The sequence below is a fragment of the Micrococcus sp. iso_26 genome (genome assembly GCF_056172975.1).
On record NZ_CM149652.1, the window covers coordinates 466,559 to 482,340 of the forward strand.

Below are 15,782 nucleotides of genomic sequence, written 5' to 3' on the forward strand. Positions count from 1 at the left end.
GCGGCGCGCGGGCGCCCGGCCCGCCCCCGCCGCCGAGCGCGGCACCACGAGCATCGACCAGACGGAAGGCCCTCGATGAGGCTCGAACTGCGCGGGATCACCAAGCGCTTCGGCTCGTTCGCCGCGAACGAGGACGTGAACCTGACCGTGGAGTCGGGGCGGGTGCACACCCTCCTCGGCGAGAACGGCGCCGGCAAGTCCACCCTGATGAACGTCCTCTTCGGGCTCTACGAGCCCACCGAGGGGGAGATCCTGCTCGACGGCGAGCCCGTCCGGTTCTCCGGCCCCGGCGAGGCCATGCGCGCGGGCATCGGCATGGTGCACCAGCACTTCATGCTCGTGCCCGTCTTCACGGTGGCCGAGAACGTGGCCCTCGGCGACGAGCACACCCGCGCCCTGGGCGTGCTCGACCTCGAGGCCACCCGCCGGCGGATCCGGGAGATCTCCGCGCAGTACGGCTTCGACGTGGACCCGGACGCCGTCGTCGAGGACCTGCCCGTGGGCGTGCAGCAGCGCGTCGAGATCATCAAGGCCCTCGTCCGCGACGCGCGCATCCTCATCCTGGACGAGCCGACCGCCGTGCTCACCCCCCAGGAGACCGACGAGCTGCTCGGCATCATCCGGCAGCTGCGGGCGGACGGCACGGCGATCGTGTTCATCTCCCACAAGCTGCGCGAGGTCAAGGCCGTCTCGGACGACATCACCGTGCTGCGCCGCGGCCGCGTGGTCGGCACGGCGGAGCCCTCCGCCGAGGCCGCCGAGCTGGCCGCCCTCATGGTGGGCCGGAACGTCGTCCTCGAGCGGCGCAAGACGGCCCCGACCCTGGGGGAGGAGACGTTCCGCGTCGAGGACCTCTCCGTCGTCTCGCCCACGGGCCAGGTGCTGCTGGACGCCGTGTCCTTCGCCGTCCGCCAGGGCGAGGTCCTCGCCGTGGCCGGTGTGCAGGGCAACGGGCAGACCGAGCTGACCGAGGCGATCATGGGCCTGGTCAAGGCCACCGGCTCCGTCACCCTGGACGGTCGGGAGCTGATCGGCCGGTCCACCCGCCAGATCATCCGCGCCGGCGTCGGCTTCGTGCCCGAGGACCGCTCCACGGACGGGCTCGTCGGCCCGTTCTCCGTGGCGGAGAACATGGTGCTCAACCGGTACGACGTCGCCCCGGCCGGCAACGCCGTGCAGATGCGCCCCGCCGCGGTGCGGGCGCTCGCCGAGCGCCGCGTGGCCGAGTTCGACGTCCGCACCCAGGGCGTGGACCTGCCGGTCTCCTCCCTCTCGGGAGGCAACCAGCAGAAGGTCGTCATGGCCCGCGAACTCGTGGACGGGCTGCGCCTGTTCATCGCCTCGCAGCCCACGCGCGGCGTGGACGTCGGCTCGATCGAGTTCCTGCACGACCGGATCATCGCCGAGCGCGACGCCGGCACCCCCGTGCTGATCGTCTCCACCGAGCTGGACGAGGTCCTCGAGCTGGCGGACCGGATCGCCGTGATGTACCACGGGCGGATCGTCGGCATCGTGCCGGGGGACACCTCGCGCGAGACGCTCGGCCTCATGATGGCCGGCCAGACCCCCGACGACGCGGCCCTCGCCTCCGGCGCAGACGTCGCCGCGGGCACGCCCGGCACCGCCGGTGAGGCGCCCGCCGCCCACCCCACCACGGAAGGAGAGCGCCCGTGAGCACCGCCGCCCCGCAGCGCCCGGCCCCCGCGTCCGACGCGGCCGCCCGGCCCGCCCCCGCCGACTCCGCCCTGCGCCGGATCCTCTCGGGCAACGGCACGGTCACCGCCCTGGCGATCCTGCTGTCCCTGCTGATCTCCGGCCTGCTGATCATCGCCGTGGACGAGGACGTCCGCGACGCCGCCGGCTACTTCTTCGCCCGCCCGGGCGACCTGCTCTCCGCCGCCTGGGCCGCGTTCGCCGGAGCCTTCGCGGCCCTGTTCCGCGGCGCCGTCTTCAACTACCGGGCCTCGGACGCGACGGGCATGCTCTACCCGCTCACCGAGACCCTCACCGTGGCGACCCCGCTGATCATCATCTCGCTGGGCATCGCCATCGCCTTCCGGGCGGGCCTGTTCAACATCGGCGGCCAGGGTCAGTTCATCTTCGGCGCCATGTTCGCCGCGTGGTTCGGCGTGCACCTGCACCTGCCGGCCGGCGTGCACCTGCTGCTCGTCGTCGTGATGGGCGTGCTCGGCGGCGTGCTGTGGGGCTCCGTCGTCGGCGTGCTCAAGGCCTGGACGGGCGCGCACGAGGTGATCCTCACGATCATGCTCAACTACGTGGCGGTGAACCTGCTCGCCTACCTGTTGAACACCCCCGTCCTGCGGGCGCCCGGCACCACGAACCCGGTGTCCGCGCCGCTGGACCGCTCCGCCATGTTCCCGCGGCTGCTGGGGACCGACTTCCGGCTGCACTGGGGCTTCTTCGTCGCGCTGCTGGCCGTGCTCTTCACGTGGTGGCTGATGCAGCGCTCCACCCTCGGCTTCCGCCTGCGGGCCGTGGGCGCCAACCCGGACGCCGCCCGCACGGCCGGCATCTCCGTCAAGGGCTCCTACCTGGCCGCCATGGCGATCTCCGGCGGCCTCGCCGGCCTGGCCGGCGCCACCCACGTGGCCGGCACGGAGAGCACGCTGAACACCTCCGTGGCCGGGTCCTTCGGCTTCGACGCGATCACGGTGGCGCTGCTCGGCCGGTCCCACCCGGTGGGCGTGCTGTTCGCGGGCCTGCTCTTCGGCGCCCTGCGCGCCGGCGGCGTGACCATGCAGACCGAGACCGGGGTGCCGGTCGACATCGTCCTCGTGGTGCAGTCCGTGATCGTGCTGCTCATCGCGGCCCCGCCGCTGGTGCGCGCCATCTTCCGGCTGCCCGCCCCGGGCGCCGCGCGCGCCCGCCGCGCGGCCGACCCCGTGACCCAGCCCGCCGTGGCCGGCGCCGCGCTGACCGGCGCCGGCGGCCACGCCGCCGCCCCGTCCACGGGCGTCCAGGAGGCCGCGGCCGCCGCCGTCGCGGACCCGCAGGCCCCGACCACGCAGCCCACGGACACGGCCCCGACCCACCGCCCGCACGAGCAGAAGGGGGACGCCCGATGAGCGCGACCGCCGCCCGGCCCCACGCCGACGTCGTCCGCCCCGAGGCCGCCGAGCCCGCCCGGGTCGTGGTCCGGCACTGGACCACCCCGATCGCCCTGACGATCCTGACCCTGCTGGCCCTGGCCGTCTTCGCCCTCGGCGCCCCCGAGGCGACGGCGACCTTCCGACTCTCCCACGCGTCCGACGCCGTCGTGCTCCCGGACCTGACCGCCGACCCCGTGCTGGGGGGCTGGCTGCTCGTCGGGCTCATGGCGGTGCTGACCGCGGTGGCCTGGCTGGCGACCCTGCGCTCGGGGCGCACCCCCGGCTGGGCCGCGGCCCTGTTCGCCGTCGCGTTCGTGGCCGCGTTCCTCATCTGGGTGATCGGCTCGGCGGACAACACCACCGTGTTCCTCACCGGCCTGATCGCCGGCTCGTTCGCGCTGGCCGTCCCGCTGATCTTCGGCTCGATGGCCGGCATCCTGGCCGAGCGCTCGGGCGTGGTGAACATCGCGATCGAAGGTCAGCTGCTGGCGGGCGCGTTCACGGCCGCCGTCGTCGGCACCGCCACCGGCTCGCCCTGGGCGGGCCTGGCCGCCGCGATCGTGGCCGGCGTCCTCGTGTCCTGGCTGCTCGCCGTGTTCTCGATCAAGTACCTGGTCAACCAGGTGATCGTCGGCGTCGTGCTCAACGTGCTCGTGGCCGGCTTGACGAGCTTCCTGTACTCCACCGTCCTCACGGGCGGGGACACCGAGCTCAACGCGCCGCCGCACTTCCCGAACCTGCGGATCCCGGGCCTGGCGGACATCCCCGTGCTCGGGCCCATCCTGTTCGACCAGACGATCCTGGGCTACGCGATGTACCTGCTCGTGATCGCGCTGTGGTTCGCCCTGTTCCGCACCCGCTGGGGCCTGCGCGTGCGCGCCGTGGGCGAGCACCCCAAGGCCGCGGACACCGTGGGCATCGACGTGAACCGCACGCGGTACGCCGCCGTCCTGCTGGGCGGCGCGGTGGCCGGCATGGGCGGGGCGTTCTTCACGCTCGTCTCGGCGTCGTCCTTCACCAAGGAGATGACGGCGGGCCAGGGCTTCATCGCGCTCGCGGCCGTGATCTTCGGCCGCTGGAACCCGATCGGCGCGTTCTTCGCGGCGCTGCTGTTCGGCTTCGCCACCAACATGCAGTACGTCCTGGCGATCCTCGGCACCCCGGTGCCGAGCCAGTTCATGGCGATGCTCCCGTACCTCGTCACGGTGTTCGCCGTGGCCGGCCTCGTGGGCCGCTCGCGCGGCCCGGCCGCCTCGGGCGTGCCGTACGTGAAGGAGTAGCCGTGGCGGACGGGCAGCACACGACGACGGCGCCGCGTGTGGACTGGGACCGGCTGCGGGCCGCGGCCCTGGCCGCCACGGAGCACGCCTACGTGCCCTACTCGGGGTTCCGGGTGGGCGCCGCCGCGCTCACCGACGACGGCCGCCTCGTCTCGGGCTGCAATATCGAGAACGCGTCCTACGGGCTGACGCTGTGCGCCGAGTGCGCGCTGCTGGCCGACCTGCGCATGGGCGGGGGCGGCCGGCTGGCCGCGTTCGTGTGCGTGGACGGCGCGGGCGTGCTCACCATGCCCTGCGGGCGGTGCCGCCAGCTGCTGTACGAGTTCCGCGCCCCCGGGCTCGTGCTGCTCACCCCGGCGGGGGAGCGGGGGATCGAGGCGGTGCTGCCGGACGCCTTCGGCCCGGCCGACCTGGAGCGGGCGGACCGTCCCTGACCTGCGGCGCGCTCCCGGGCCCGCTCGCTAGAGTCGGAGGCTGACCGTCGCAGCCGTCCCCCCGAGGAGAACCCCATGACCGCGCAGCCGCAGGCCGAGCCCTTCGACGCCGTCGAGGTGATCCGCACCAAGCGGGACCGGGGGACGCTGTCGCCCGAGCAGATCGACTGGGTGGTGGACGCGTACACCCGCGGCGTGGTGGCGGACGAGCAGATGTCCGCCCTGGCCATGGCGATCCTGCTCAACGGCATGGACCGCGCCGAGATCGCCCGCTGGACGGACGCGATGATCGCCTCGGGCGAGCGCATGGACTTCGGCGGGCTCACCACCCCGGACGGCCGCCCCCTGGCCACCGCGGACAAGCACTCCACCGGCGGCGTGGGGGACAAGATCACCCTGCCGCTGGCCCCGCTCGTGGCCTCCTTCGGGGTGGCGGTGCCGCAGCTGTCCGGCCGCGGCCTCGGCCACACCGGCGGCACCCTGGACAAGCTCGAGGCGATCCCCGGGTGGCGGGCCGACCTCAGCAACGAGGCGATGCTGCGCCAGCTCTCCGAGGTGGGCGCCGTGATCTGCGCGGCCGGCTCGGGCCTGGCCCCGGCGGACAAGCGCCTGTACGCCCTGCGCGACGTCACCGGCACGGTGGAGGCCATCCCGCTGATCGCCTCCTCGATCATGTCCAAGAAGATCGCCGAGGGCACCGGCGCCCTCGTGCTGGACGTCAAGTGCGGCTCGGGCGCGTTCATGAAGGACGAGGCGTCCGCCCGCGAGCTGGCCCGGACCATGGTGGACCTCGGCCGGGACGCCGGGGTGGACACCTCGGCGCTGCTCACGGACATGTCCGTGCCCCTGGGCCGGACGGCCGGCAACGCCCTCGAGGTCCGCGAGTCGGTGGAGGTGCTCGCCGGCGGCGGCCCGGCCGACGTCGTGGAGCTCACCGTGGCGCTCGCCGCCGCGATGCTCGCAGGCGCCGGGGTCACGGACGTGGACCCGGCCGAGCACCTGGCCAACGGCCGGGCGATGGACGTGTGGAACCGGATGATCGAGGCCCAGGGCGGCGACCCGCGCGCGGCCCTCCCGACGGCGGCCCACACCGAGGACGTCGTCGCGGAGACGGACGGCGTCCTCACCGAGCTGGACGCGATGGCCGTGGGCCTGGCCGCGTGGCGCCTCGGCGCCGGGCGGGAGCGGCAGGGCCAGGCCGTCCAGGCCGCGGCCGGCGTCGAGGTGCACGTGCGCCCCGGCGAGCGCGTGGCCCGGGGCCAGAAGGTGCTGACCCTGCACACGGACACGCCGGAGCGCTTCGAGCGGGCGAAGGCCGCGCTCGCCGGCGGCTGGGCCGTCGGCGAGCTCGACGACGCCGCCGCCCGGACCCTGCGCGAGCGCTCCGTGATCCTGGACCGGATCGGCTGACCGGATGCTCGCGTGGCTCGAGGGGGCGATCCTCCACGCCTCCGCGCAGTGGTGGGTCCTGCCGCTGACGCTGCTGCTGTGCCTGCTCGACGGCATCGTGCCGATCTTCCCGTCGGAGTCGGTGCTGGTGGCCCTCGGTGCGATCGTCCGCGACGGGCATCCGTTCTCCCTGTGGGCGCTGTGGGGGGTCGGCTTCGCGGGCGCGTTCCTGGGGGACGTGGCCGCGTACGCGATCGGCCGTGCCGTGGGCGTGGAGCGGTTCCGGTGGATGCGGCTGCGGCGGGTGCGGGCCACGGTCGAGGTCGCCCGGCACCACCTGCACAGTCACGGCGCGCTGCTGCTGTTCACCGCCCGGTTCATCCCCGGCGGCCGCGTGGCCCTGAACTTCACCGCCGGCGCCACCCGCTATCCGCCGGTGCGGTTCGTGGCGCTGGACCTGCTCTCCACGGCCAGCTGGGCCGCGTACTCGATCATGATCGCGCGCCTGACCGCGGGCTGGCTGGAGAACCCGGTGCTGCAGATCGCCGCCTCCGTGACGGGCGCGGCGCTCGTGGGCCTGCTGCTGGACCGTCTGCTCAAGGCCCTGCTGCGCCGCCGGCTGGGCGCCGGGGTGAAGGGCCTCACCCTGGCCGAGCAGGAGGCCCTGCGCTGAGCGCCCTGCCGTAGAGTGACGCCCGTGACGACGACGCAGCTTCCGGACACCGCATCCCCCTCCCCGCTCGAGGTCGACCTGGCCGTCCTGCCCAAGGTCTCCCTCCACGACCACCTCGACGGCGGCCTGCGCGTGGGCACCGTCCTCGACCTGGCCCGCGAGGCCGGCGTCGAGGTCCCCGCGGACACCGTCGAGGGCCTGGCCGAGTGGATCGCCGAGCACGCCAACGGCGAGTCCCTCGAGAAGTACCTGCAGGTCTTCGCCCTGACCACCGCCGTGATGCAGACCCGCGAGCAGCTGCGCCGCGTGGCCCGCGAGTTCGTCGAGGACCTGGTCGCCGACGGCGTCGTCTACGGCGAGATCCGCTGGGCCCCCGAGCAGCACCTGGCCGGCGGGCTGAGCCTGGACGAGGCCGTCGAGGCCGTGCAGGCCGGCCTGGACGAGGCGGTCGAGGCCGCCGACGCCGCGGGCCACGTGATCCGCGTGGGCCAGCTGGTCACCGCGATGCGGCACGCCGACCGGGCCCAGGAGATCGCCGAGCTGGCCGTGCGCCACCGCGAGGCCGGCGTCGTGGGCTTCGACATCGCGGGCGCCGAGGCCGGGTTCCCGCCCTCCCGCTTCGCCGACACCTTCACGTGGCTGGCCGCCCACCACCTGCCCGTCACCGTGCACGCGGGCGAGGGCGACGGCCTGGACTCCGTCCGCTCGGCCCTCGTGGACGGCCGCGCCCTGCGTCTGGGCCACGGCGTGCGCCTGGCCGAGGACATCTCGGTGGAGTACGGCGGTGTGGACGAGGACGGCGAGCAGCTGGACGAGCTGACCGGCCTCGTGGACCTGGGCGAGACCGCCGCGTGGGTGCGGGACCGGCAGATCGCCCTGGAGGTCTGCCCGTCCTCGAACCTGCAGACCGGCGCGGTGGACGCCGCGGCGGGCATCGCGGGCCATCCCATCGACCTGCTCGTGCAGCTCGGCTTCCGCGTCACCGTGAACACGGACAACCGGCTCGTCTCGGACGTGTCCCTGACCGACGAGCTCTACCTGCTCGCCGAGACCTTCGGCTACTCGCTCTCCGAGCTGCTGGACCTGCAGCTCAACGCCGCCGAGGCCGCCTTCCTGTCCGTGGACGAGCGCGAGGACCTCGCCGAGATCCTCGTGGCCGGCTGGGGCGAGGTCATCTCCGGCGACGCCGTCGGCCCTGTCCTCGAGGAGCTGGACGACGAGGACGAGGACGACTGATCCGCCCGTGAGCGCGAGTGTGGACCGTCTGGTGGCGGTGGTCGAGGCCCTGCGCGACCACTGCCCCTGGACGGCCGCGCTCACGCATGCCGACCTCGCCGAGTACCTCGTGGAGGAGGCGTACGAGGCGGTGGCGGAGATCGAGTCCCGCGACGCCGCCGCGTGGGCCGACGTGCCCGCGCGTCGGGCCGACGGCGCGTACCCCGCCCTGGCCGCCGAGCTCGGGGACGTCCTGTTCCAGGTGGTCCTGCACGCCGCCGTCTCCCGGGCGCCGGGCGCCCCGGCGGAGACGGCCGGGTTCCGCGTGGACGACGCCGCCGACGCCCTCACGGCCAAGATGATCCGGCGCAACCCGCTCGTGCTCACCCCCGAGGGCGGCCTGCGCCCGGCCGGGGAGCTCGCCGCCGTCACGCCGGAGGCCGTCGAGCTGGCCTGGGAGCGGGTCAAGGCGCAGGAGCGGGCGGCCGCGGGGCTCTCGCCCGCCGCCCCGGCCCACGACGACGGCGGCACCGGCCCGGGCCTCGACGTCGGCGACATCCCGGCCCGGCTGCCGGCGCTGGCCGCCGCCGCGAAGGTGGTCGACCGCGCGGCCCGGCAGGAGCCGGACCCGCTCGCCGCGCACGTCCCGGCGCCGGCCGCCGAGGCGGGGGAGCGCCCGGCGGCGGGGTGGCCCGACGAGGCCGCGCTCGGGGCGGAGCTGTTCGCGCTGGTGCGCCGGGCCCGGGCGGCGGGGCTCGACCCCGAACGGGCCCTGCGCACCACGGTGGCGCGGGTGCGTGCGGGGGACTGGTCGGCCCTGCGCCCGTCCGGCTGACGCGACGCCGCTTCGGCCCGGCCGCAGTTCCGACCGCGCCCCAGCGACATCGCAGCCGGGGGGAACGGCGGTCTTGTCGCCGGCGCGCGGCCGACTGGAACCTGAGGTCCCCGCTAGGCTGAGGCCGTGTCCACGCCGCGGGCACGACTTCCGACTTCGATTGAAGGAGACCCGTCCATGGCCCTGATCGACGCCATCCACGCTCGCGAGATCCTCGACTCGCGCGGCAACCCCACCGTCGAGGTGGAGGTCCTGCTCACCGACGGCTCCCTGGGCCGCGCGGCCGTGCCCTCGGGCGCGTCCACCGGCGAGTTCGAGGCGGTCGAGCGCCGTGACGGGGACAAGAAGCGCTACGGCGGGAAGGGCGTGCTGGACGCCGTCGCCGCCGTCGGGGGCATCGCGGAGGAGCTCGAGGGCGAGTTCGCCGCGGACCAGCGCGCCGTGGACCGCGCGATGCGGGACCTGGACGGCACCCCCAACAAGGGCAATCTGGGCGCGAACGCGATCCTGGGCGTGTCCATGGCCGTCGCCGCGGCCGCCGCGCAGGCCTCCGACCTCATGCTCTACAAGTACCTGGGCGGCCCGAACGCCCACGTGCTGCCCGTGCCGATGATGAACATCCTCAACGGTGGCGCCCACGCGGACTCCAACGTGGACATCCAGGAGTTCATGATCGCCCCGATCGGCGCCCCGTCCTTCCGCGAGGCCCTGCGCTGGGGCACCGAGGTCTACCACGCCCTGAAGACCGTGCTGCAGGAGAAGGGCCTGTCCACCGGCCTGGGCGACGAGGGCGGGTTCGCCCCGTCCCTGGAGTCCAACCGGGCCGCCCTGGACCTCATCGCCGAGGCCGTGACGAAGGCCGGCTACCGCCTGGGCGAGGACATCGCGCTGGCGCTGGACGTCGCCTCCTCCGAGTTCTTCGACAAGGGCTCCTACACCTTCGAGGGCCAGCAGCGCTCCGCCGAGGAGATGGCCGCCTACTACACCGAGCTGGTGGACAACTACCCGATCGTCTCCATCGAGGACCCGCTCGACGAGGACGACTGGGAGGGCTGGCAGCACCTGACGGCGCAGCTGGGCGATCGCGTCCAGCTGGTGGGCGACGACCTGTTCGTCACCAACGTGGAGCGGCTGCAGCGCGGCATCGACGAGAAGGCCGGCAACGCCCTGCTCGTGAAGGTCAACCAGATCGGCTCCCTGACCGAGACCTTCGACGCGATCGCCCTGGCCCAGCGCCACATGTTCCACTGCATGATCTCGCACCGCTCGGGCGAGACCGAAGACACGTTCATCGCGGACCTCGCGGTGGCCACCAACGCCGGCCAGATCAAGACCGGCGCCCCGGCCCGCTCGGACCGCGTGGCCAAGTACAACCAGCTGCTGCGCATCGAGGAGGACCTGGACGACGCCGCCGTCTACGCGGGCCGCTCCGCCTTCCCGCGCTTCCGCGGCTGACCGTCCCCGACGACGACGCGCGGGCCCGCCCGGATCCCTCCGGGCGGGCCCGCGCCCGTCCCGGCGCGACCAGGATCCTGCCAGGGGCGGGCAGTAGGCTGGGAGGGTCCCCGCCACGCGTCCGAAGGAGTCCGCGATGAGTCCGCGCCGCCCCCGCGTGCCCCGTGTCGACCCGACGACGGGCGCCCCGCGCCGGACCGCCGTCGCGGCCCCGGCGGCCCCGACGACGGCCTCCCCGAAGGCGGACACGCCCACGCCGACCCCCGCGGCCCCTGCGGCCCCCACGCCGGCGCCCGCGGCGACGGACGCCGAGGTCATCGACCTGCAGAGCATCCAGGAGCGCCGCCAGGCCGGTCACCCCGACGTGGACCGGGCCGACACGGCCCCCGCCGAGGACACCGCCGCCCCCGCATCCCCGTCGGCACCCCCGCGCCGGACGGCACCGGCCCGCCCGGCCGGGCGTCGGCCCCGGCCCGCCCCCCGCCGCGCCGCATCCGCCGCCGCCACGGCCGCCCGCCGTCGGGCCCCGCTACCGGAGCCGGTGCCGGCCCGGCAGATCACGGGCCGCTCGCTCATCGTCGTCGCCGTGCTGCTGGTGGCCGCCGTCCTGGTGGCGCCCACGCTGCGCGCGTTCCTGAACCAGCAGCTGGAGATCTCGGCCGCGCGCGAGGAGATCGCCGCCATGCAGGCCCAGCGCGAGGACTACGAACGGCGGATCCAGCTGTGGGACGATCCCGCCTACGTGACCCAGCAGGCGCGTGAGCGTCTCGAGCTGGTCATGCCGGGGGAGACCCTGTACTCCGTGACGGGACGACCCTCCGAGACCGAGACCGAGACCGAGACCGAGACCGACACCGAGGCCGAGGACACGCCCGCCGCCGGCGCGGACGAGGTCGTCAACACCCGCCTGCCGTGGGCCGAGGGCCTGTGGGACTCGGCCGTCCGCGCCGGGCTCGAGTGAACCCCGCGTCCCGCCCCCGCCCGCACCACCCCCGCACCCCCGAGGACACCATGACCGTCAGCCCCCGCCCCGCCCAGGACCGCACCGTCACCGAGCAGGACCTGGACACCCTGTCCCGCCAGCTCGGCCGCCCGGTCCGGGACGTCGTGGAGATCGGCGCCCGCTGCGTGTGCGGCAACCCCCTCGTGGCCACCACCGCGCCGCGGCTCTCCAACGGCATCCCGTTCCCCACGACCTTCTACCTGACCCACCCCGTGCTGACGGCGGCGGTCTCGCGCGTGGAGGCGGACGGGGAGATGGCGCGCATGAACGACCGCCTCGCCCAGGACCCCGCGCTCGCGGCCGCGCACCGCGCGGCGCACGAGGCCTACATCGCCGAGCGGGACCGGGTCGGGGCCGAGGCCGGCACGGGGCCCGTCCCGGAGATCGCCGGGGTCTCGGCCGGCGGCATGCCCGAGCGCGTGAAGTGCCTGCACGCCCTCGTGGGCCACGCGCTCGCGGCCGGGCCGGGGGTGAACCCGCTCGGGGACGAGGCGATCGCCCTGGTGGCCCCGTGGTGGACGCCCGAGGTCTGCGCGTGCGAGGGCGCGTGGGACGAGGCCGCGGCGGTGCCCACGAAGGACCTCTCCCGGCACGTGAAGCACCTCGAGCGCGTCGCCGCGCTGAAGGAGGTGACGGTGGCCGGCGTGGACTGCGGCACGAACTCCATCCGCCTGCTGATCTCCCGGCCGGCCGGGACGGACGAGACCACCGGCGCCGGGGCCGACCCGGCGGCGCCGCTGGCCGACGTCGTGCGCGAGATGCGCGTGGTGCGCCTGGGCGAGGGCGTGGACGCCACCGGCGCGTTCTCCGACGCCGCGCTGGAGCGCACCTTCGCGGCGGTCGACGAGTACGCCCGCCTGGTCCAGCGCCACCACGCCGGCCGGGTCCGGTTCGTGGCCACCTCCGCCAGCCGGGACGTCTCCAACCGGGCCGCGTTCGTCGACGGCGTCCGGGAGCGGCTCGGCGTCGAGCCGGAGGTCGTCTCGGGCGCCGAGGAGGCCGGCCTGTCCTTCGCGGGCGCCGTCTCCGCCGTCGAGACCGCGGACCTGGGCCCGGAGGACCTCGTGCTCGTCGTGGACCTCGGCGGCGGCTCCACCGAGCTGGTCGTCGGCACGCCCGCGGGCGAGGTCGTGGGCGCGGTCAGCCTGGACATGGGCTGCGTGCGGTTCACCGAGCGTCATCTGCGCTCCGACCCCCCGACGTCGGATGAGGTCACCGCGGCCCGCGCAGACGCGCTCCGTCTCCTCGACGACGCCGCCGCCCGCCTGCCGCTGGAACGCGTGGCGCGCGTGGTCGGCGTGGCCGGCTCGGTGACCACCGTGACCGCCGAGGCCCTCGGGCTCAGCACGTACGAGCCCGAGGCCATCCACGGTGCGCGCCTGCCGATCGCCGAGTTCCGCGCGGCGGCGGAGGGCCTCGTGGCGGCGACCCGGGCCGAACGCGCCGAGCGGGGGTTCATGCACCCGGGACGGGTGGACGTGATCGGCGCGGGCGCGCTGCTGTGGAGCACCGTCCTGGAGCGGGTGGCCGAGGTCGCGGGCGTCACCGAGGCCTGGGCGAGCGAGCACGACATCCTGGACGGGATCGTGCTCTCGCTGCGGTCCTGACCACGACGGCGGAGAGTGGAGGGGCCGGGCCCGTGCGTGCGTAGACTGGCGGTATGTCTCTCACCCCTGAACTGTCTCCCAAGCCGCGCCTGCTGATCGTCGGCGGCGGCTACGCCGGGTTCCATGTCGCCCGCGAGCTGCAGAAGAAGGTCGCCGAGCGCGGCGGCGTCGTGACCGTCGTCGACCCCCGCCCGTACATGACGTACTACCCGTTCCTGCCCGAGGTCGTGGGCGGCCACATCGAGGGCCGCCACGTGAACGTGGACCTGCAGACGCACCTCAAGGACGCCGAGGTCGTCCGCGGCGCCGTCGTGTCCGTGGACCACGCCGGCCGCACCGCCGTGGTGCGCGGCGAGGGCGGCGACGAGTTCGAGATCCCGTACCAGGACATCGTGATGACCGCGGGCGCCGTGACCCGCGTGTTCCCGATCCCGGGTCTGGGCGAGCAGGGCATCGGTCTGCGCTCGGTCGAGGAGGCCGTCCAGCTGCGCAACCAGATCCTGGAGCGCCTGGACGCCGCCTCCCTCATGGTGGACGCCGAGGCCCGTCGTCGCGCCCTGACCTTCGTGGTGGTCGGCGGCGGCTTCGCCGGGATCGAGGCCATCGCGGAGATGGAGAACCTCATCCGCAACGCCGTGGAGCGCAACGAGCGCCTCTCCCAGTCGGAGATCCGGATCGTCCTCGTCGAGGCCATGGGCCGCATCATGCCCGAGGTCTCCGAGGAGCAGGCCCAGGGCGTGGTGGAGCATCTGAAGTCCCGCGGCGTCGAGGTCCTGCTGAACACCTCGCTGGGCGACGCCACGGACGGCGTCATGAAGCTCGTGGCCATGCCCTCCAAGGAGGAGGCGGAGACCTTCGCGGCGGACACCCTCGTGTGGTGCGCCGGCGTGGTGGCCAACTCCGTGGTCAAGAGCACCGACTTCCCGGTGGACGACCGCGGCCGCGTGGAGGCCACCCCCACCCTGCAGATCAAGGACGGCGAGGCCGGCGCGCTCGAGGGTGCGTGGGCCTGCGGCGACGTCTCCGCCGTGCCGGACCTGACCGGGGCCGGCCCGGGCGGCTTCTGCGTCCCGAACGCCCAGCACGCCATCCGTCAGGCCAAGCGTCTGGCCGCCAACTACATGGCCGTGCGCCACGGCGAGGGCGAGGTGCAGGAGTACGTGCACAAGTCCCTGGGCACCGTGGCGGGGCTGGGCTTCGGCCGCGGCGTGGGCAACCCGCTGGGCACCAAGATCGCCGGCATCCCGGCGTTCCTGGCCCACCGCGGCTACCACGGCTACGCGATGCCCACCCTGGAGCGGAAGTTCCGCATCCTGTCCGGCTGGGTCGCCGAGACCCTGTTCGGCCGCGACTCCACCTCGGTGGCGGGCCTGGACACCCCGTTCAACCCGTTCCGCCGCGCCGCGGGCGTCGAGCTCGAGCCCGGCCGCTTCGAGCGGCAGCGGGCCCTCGAGTCCTCGAAGGGCTGATCCCGCAGCCAGCGGGCCGCCGGCCCCGTCCGAGCGCATCGGGCGGGGCCGGCATCGTCCGCACCCGGGCCCGCGTCCACGGGCCCGCCACGCCCCCGTAGCCCAACTGGCAGAGGCGGCCGACTTAAAATCGGCGTGTTGCGGGTTCGAGTCCCGCCGGGGGCACCACGCGTCTCCCCGCGCGCCTCGCTTCTGCGCCCACCGTGAACAGCCGGTGAACCGGCGCGGATCCACGCTCCGACCCCGCGCGCGGACACAGACCTCCCGATAGGATCGTGCTGAACCCCGGGGCACGAGCGCTGCTCACTGCGGCGGCGTGCGACCGGGCCGACTCGACCCGAAGGAGTGAGCCGTGGCGAATCCGGTCATGAACTCTCAGAACTTCCAGCAGCAGATGCAGGGCGGCGGACAGGCGCAGCCCGGTTGGTACCAGGGCGGGCAGCAGTCCGCGCAGTCCCCGTACGGCCAGCAGCAGAGCCCGTACGGCCAGGCCCAGGCGTTCGGCGTCGGCCAGGCGGCCCAGCAGTACGCGCACCAGCAGTCCATGGAGGACGCCTTCCGCGCGCCCTCCGCCGGCCCGGAGCAGACCGGCCGGATGACCTTCAACGACGTCGTCGGCAAGACCGGCCTGATGCTCGTGCTCGTCGTGGTGGCGGGCGCCGTGGGCTGGTTCTCGCCGGGCCTGATGATCATCGGCGCGATCGCCGGCCTCGTGCTGGGCCTGGTCAACGCGTTCAAGCGCGAGCCCTCGCCCGTGCTGATCATGGCCTACGCCGTGGCGCAGGGCCTGTTCCTGGGCGGCATCTCGGCGTTCTTCGAGGGCGCCTACCCGGGCATCGTGGTGCAGGCCGTGCTCGGCACCTTCTCCGTGTTCGCGGTGATGCTGGCGCTCTACACCTCGGGCAAGTTCCGCCCGACCCCGCGCATGACGAAGATCGTCATGGGCGCCATGATCGGCTACCTCGTCTTCATGCTCGTCAACCTGGTCCTCACCTGGACCGGCATCGGCAACATGCGTGAGGGCGGCCTGGGCCTGATCATCGGCGCGATCGCCGTGCTGCTCGCCGCGTACTCGCTGACGATGGACTTCGAGATGGCCGCCGTGGGCGTGAAGAACGGCGCCCCGCAGAAGTACTCCTGGTCCGTGGCCTTCGGCCTGACCGTGACCCTGATCTGGCTGTACATCGAGATCCTGCGCATCGTCGCCATCCTGCGCGGCAACGACTGACCGGCGCCCCGTCCCCGCACGGAGACCCGCACCGCCGCCCCGGTCCTGCACAGGGCCGGGGCGGTCTGCGTCCGCGAGGGCGTA

The 15,782-nt window shown here is 74.3% G+C and carries 13 protein-coding genes and 1 tRNA gene; all 14 read left to right on the forward strand.

What is annotated here, in order from left to right:
* Nucleotides 1-75 precede the first annotated feature (75 nt).
* The 14 genes from AC0VX0_RS02130 (at nt 76) to AC0VX0_RS02195 (ending at nt 15,698) form a co-directional block, all read left to right on the forward strand.
* Nucleotides 76-1,674, forward strand: a complete 1,599-nt coding sequence (locus AC0VX0_RS02130) for an ABC transporter ATP-binding protein (RefSeq protein ID WP_036313325.1) — start codon at nt 76-78, stop codon at nt 1,672-1,674.
* Nucleotides 1,671-3,086 (forward strand): ABC transporter permease, encoded by a 1,416-nt coding sequence (locus tag AC0VX0_RS02135; RefSeq protein WP_376173874.1) that lies wholly within the window; start codon nt 1,671-1,673, stop codon nt 3,084-3,086. The genes AC0VX0_RS02130 and AC0VX0_RS02135 overlap by 4 nt, the downstream gene beginning before the upstream one ends.
* Nucleotides 3,083-4,390, forward strand: a complete 1,308-nt coding sequence (locus tag AC0VX0_RS02140) for an ABC transporter permease (protein ID WP_101965731.1) — start codon at nt 3,083-3,085, stop codon at nt 4,388-4,390. Before AC0VX0_RS02135 ends, AC0VX0_RS02140 begins: the two co-directional genes overlap by 4 nt.
* Nucleotides 4,391-4,392: 2 nt before the next feature.
* Nucleotides 4,393-4,824, forward strand: a complete 432-nt coding sequence (locus AC0VX0_RS02145; protein ID WP_102708602.1) for a cytidine deaminase — start codon at nt 4,393-4,395, stop codon at nt 4,822-4,824.
* Between the two features lie 75 nt (nt 4,825-4,899).
* On the forward strand, nt 4,900-6,234 hold the full coding sequence (locus tag AC0VX0_RS02150) for a thymidine phosphorylase (RefSeq protein WP_078025770.1): 1,335 nt from the start codon (nt 4,900-4,902) through the stop codon (nt 6,232-6,234).
* Between the two features lie 4 nt (nt 6,235-6,238).
* On the forward strand, nt 6,239-6,886 hold the full coding sequence (locus AC0VX0_RS02155) for a DedA family protein (RefSeq protein WP_102708600.1): 648 nt from the start codon (nt 6,239-6,241) through the stop codon (nt 6,884-6,886).
* Nucleotides 6,887-6,910: 24 nt separating this feature from the next.
* Nucleotides 6,911-8,122, forward strand: a complete 1,212-nt coding sequence (locus AC0VX0_RS02160; RefSeq protein ID WP_036336747.1) for an adenosine deaminase — start codon at nt 6,911-6,913, stop codon at nt 8,120-8,122.
* Nucleotides 8,123-8,129: 7 nt separating this feature from the next.
* The gene (locus AC0VX0_RS02165) at nt 8,130-8,936 is read left to right on the forward strand and encodes a MazG nucleotide pyrophosphohydrolase domain-containing protein (RefSeq protein WP_119217515.1); all 807 of its coding nucleotides are present in this window, start codon (nt 8,130-8,132) and stop codon (nt 8,934-8,936) included.
* 177 nt (nt 8,937-9,113) lie between these two features.
* A complete protein-coding gene (gene eno / locus AC0VX0_RS02170) occupies nt 9,114-10,391 on the forward strand; it encodes a phosphopyruvate hydratase (protein ID WP_377636396.1) in 1,278 nt (425 codons plus the stop codon).
* 136 nt (nt 10,392-10,527) lie between these two features.
* Nucleotides 10,528-11,352, forward strand: coding sequence for an FtsB family cell division protein (locus AC0VX0_RS02175; protein WP_101965734.1), 825 nt, complete (start codon nt 10,528-10,530; stop codon nt 11,350-11,352).
* A gap of 50 nt (nt 11,353-11,402) precedes the next feature.
* On the forward strand, nt 11,403-13,001 hold the full coding sequence (locus AC0VX0_RS02180; RefSeq protein ID WP_144868923.1) for a DUF501 domain-containing protein: 1,599 nt from the start codon (nt 11,403-11,405) through the stop codon (nt 12,999-13,001).
* A 53-nt stretch (nt 13,002-13,054) separates the two neighbouring features.
* Nucleotides 13,055-14,470, forward strand: a complete 1,416-nt coding sequence (locus AC0VX0_RS02185; RefSeq protein WP_101965736.1) for an NAD(P)/FAD-dependent oxidoreductase — start codon at nt 13,055-13,057, stop codon at nt 14,468-14,470.
* 91 nt (nt 14,471-14,561) lie between these two features.
* Nucleotides 14,562-14,638: transfer RNA gene (locus AC0VX0_RS02190), tRNA-Leu, on the forward strand.
* A gap of 184 nt (nt 14,639-14,822) precedes the next feature.
* Entirely contained in the window at nt 14,823-15,698 is an 876-nt protein-coding gene (locus tag AC0VX0_RS02195; protein WP_101965737.1) for a Bax inhibitor-1/YccA family protein, read from the forward strand.
* Nucleotides 15,699-15,782 lie beyond the last annotated feature (84 nt).

Excerpts from the sequence above, each read along its gene's own strand:
- AC0VX0_RS02180 (WP_144868923.1), top strand. The coding sequence starts at position 11,403 with ATGACCGTCAGCCCCCGCCCCGCCCAGGACCGCACCGTCACCGAGCAG.
- AC0VX0_RS02185 (WP_101965736.1), top strand. The coding sequence starts at position 13,055 with ATGTCTCTCACCCCTGAACTGTCTCCCAAGCCGCGCCTGCTGATCGTC.
- AC0VX0_RS02140 (WP_101965731.1), top strand. The coding sequence starts at position 3,083 with ATGAGCGCGACCGCCGCCCGGCCCCACGCCGACGTCGTCCGCCCCGAG.
- AC0VX0_RS02175 (WP_101965734.1), top strand. The coding sequence starts at position 10,528 with ATGAGTCCGCGCCGCCCCCGCGTGCCCCGTGTCGACCCGACGACGGGC.
- AC0VX0_RS02150 (WP_078025770.1), top strand. The coding sequence starts at position 4,900 with ATGACCGCGCAGCCGCAGGCCGAGCCCTTCGACGCCGTCGAGGTGATC.
- eno (WP_377636396.1), top strand. The coding sequence starts at position 9,114 with ATGGCCCTGATCGACGCCATCCACGCTCGCGAGATCCTCGACTCGCGC.
- AC0VX0_RS02155 (WP_102708600.1), top strand. The coding sequence starts at position 6,239 with ATGCTCGCGTGGCTCGAGGGGGCGATCCTCCACGCCTCCGCGCAGTGG.
- AC0VX0_RS02130 (WP_036313325.1), top strand. The coding sequence starts at position 76 with ATGAGGCTCGAACTGCGCGGGATCACCAAGCGCTTCGGCTCGTTCGCC.